Genomic DNA, 2,228 nt, shown 5'->3' with positions numbered 1-2,228 from the left:
TATACTTTATTCAATGAAGTTGTTTTTTGACAAAAGCAAAAAAGTATAGTATACTTTGATGTAAGTAATTACTTACATGGGGTGGTTATATGTCAAAAGAAAAAACTTCAAAATTAATACTTAAAGCAGCACTTAATTTATTTTCAAAAAAAGGTTATAATAGTGTAACTACAAAAGAGATAGCTAAAAAAGCTCAAGTTAATGAAGTTACTTTATTTAGACATTTTAACTCTAAACAGAAACTATTTGAAGAAGTATTTGAACATTATGTTTATAAACCTAATATAACAAATATAGAAGAATTATATCAAAAAACACCAAAAAACTTTTTAATCAACATTGCACAATCTTTATATGAAATTTTTGAATATAACTCTTCATTAATAAAGATTGAATTAAAAAATGATGAAACTTCTATAAATGATGCAAGACTGCCTTTAGATAAATTTTCAAATGAACTAAAAGAAATAATAATCAACTATTTAAATAAAAATCAACAAATTACTATTGATAATCCAGAAATTTTTGCAATTAACTTTCTTTCTTCTGTTTGGGGACTCTTTATGAATATTAATATAATTAAACCATTTAAACCAGTCCCGAAATTTAATAATTGCATAAAAAAACTTGTCGATGACTTACTAACCTAATTTTTTTATGCATAAAGCAAGTAACCACTTGCTTTATAAGATGAATGTTTCCAATCTAAACTAAAGGGGGAATAGAAATGAGCAAAAAAATTTCAGTAAGTACAAGCAAAGAAGAAAAAAAATATCTTGAGCATGTAAAGAAATATCCAGAACAAGTTATTATGGCTCATAAAGATTCTCAACAAGAAGGCTTTGAGTATTTTGAATCAGATCAATTTAGTCAAAACAATTCTAAATATGGTTCATTAATTATGGATAAATTTTTGGGAATAGGATTAAAAAACATCCCAAAAATGATAAAAATAATTGCTAAATATATGCCCTCTATGTTTCGAGGAAAGAAAGAGTGTTTCACAGATCTAAGTGAATATCTTGAGCAACTTGATAAAAATGGTCATATCAAAATGACAAAGCAAGAAAAGAAACTAATTGAAAGCTATCCTAATAAAGAATTATGGAATAAACTAAAAGATTATGCTTGGGAAAACTGGAATGTTATAATAGGTTTTACTGAATTGCCAGAAAAACTAATCTTTAAGGGAAAAGCAGTTTTATTTAAATATGCTATAGTTTGTATTCAAGAAATGGATAAAGAAAAAATAGATAAAGCCCCCAGCCTTGATGCAGGTGAAGAAGTACAAAGAGTATATAATTCGCTAGGATTGGCAGTTAATGATATTGCTAATTGGTTACGTGAAAATTACGGAATTGCCTGTCAAAGTAATCATCCTCTTGGTGGTTTAGTAAATACAACACCACTAGCAGGAAAAGCTGGAATGGGGTGGCAAGGACATAATGGGCTATTAATTACACCTCAATTTGGACAGCGTCAACGTATAGCACCAATCTTTATTAGAAGTAAATTATTTGAATTCACTGATAATCGCAAACATGTCTGGATTGAAGACTTTTGTAATATTTGTAGAAAATGTGAAAAATCCTGCCCAACCCAGGCAATTTACTCTAAGAAAAAAACTTCTATTAAAAATGTTTCAAGTCTTGGTCAAACCAGAACCTGTATTGATCGTAATAAATGTTATCCTCAATTCAACAAAACTCTTGGCTGTAGTATTTGTATGAAAGTATGTCCATTCTCTCAAGGAGATAACAGTTACTATAAGATTAAAGAAAAGTTTAATAAAAAATGGTAAAATTATGCTTTATTTTAAAATTTATATTTTCAACTAAGTTTATTTTAAAGTTATAAATTGATATTTAAGAGAGGAGCTGCTATTTATATTTGAAACTTTAAAAATAATTTATGAAGCTTTAAAAAGTTTTAAAGAAAGAAATAATAAAAATGTTCATTTTGAAACTATTATCGCCTAATCACAAATAGAAAAAATATTATCAAAATCTACAGCACTTACACCAACAAAAAAATTTCGTAAAAGAGCAAAATTTAAAGGGAATCCTATAAAAGTTCTATCCTTTAAAGAAATAATAAAATGCTTCATTGTAAAATAAAATTGAACTAAATAAAAAATACCCATAGTGGACCGAACTGTAATATAATTGAATCACCATAAAACAAATAAATTACAGGAAGGTGCACACTATGGACTACTTAAATGATAC

2 protein-coding genes are annotated in these 2,228 nt (G+C 26.8%); both read left to right on the top strand.

Features of this window, described 5'->3' with window-relative positions; translation table 11 throughout:
* Nucleotides 1-89: 89 nt before the first annotated feature.
* Nucleotides 90-650 carry a TetR/AcrR family transcriptional regulator gene (locus U472_RS08010; RefSeq protein ID WP_068717225.1) on the top strand — a complete coding sequence of 187 codons (561 nt, stop codon included), beginning with the start codon at nucleotides 90-92 and terminating at the stop codon, nucleotides 648-650.
* Between the two features lie 77 nt (nucleotides 651-727).
* On the top strand, nucleotides 728-1,801 hold the full coding sequence (locus U472_RS08005; RefSeq protein ID WP_068717223.1) for a 4Fe-4S double cluster binding domain-containing protein: 1,074 nt from the start codon (nucleotides 728-730) through the stop codon (nucleotides 1,799-1,801).
* Nucleotides 1,802-2,228 lie beyond the last annotated feature (427 nt).

This window comes from Orenia metallireducens, assembly GCF_001693735.1.
Lineage (GTDB): Bacteria > Bacillota > Halanaerobiia > Halobacteroidales > Halobacteroidaceae > Orenia > Orenia metallireducens.
Note: the sequence above shows the minus strand (reverse complement) of the source record. Positions and strands in the feature narration are given on the sequence as shown.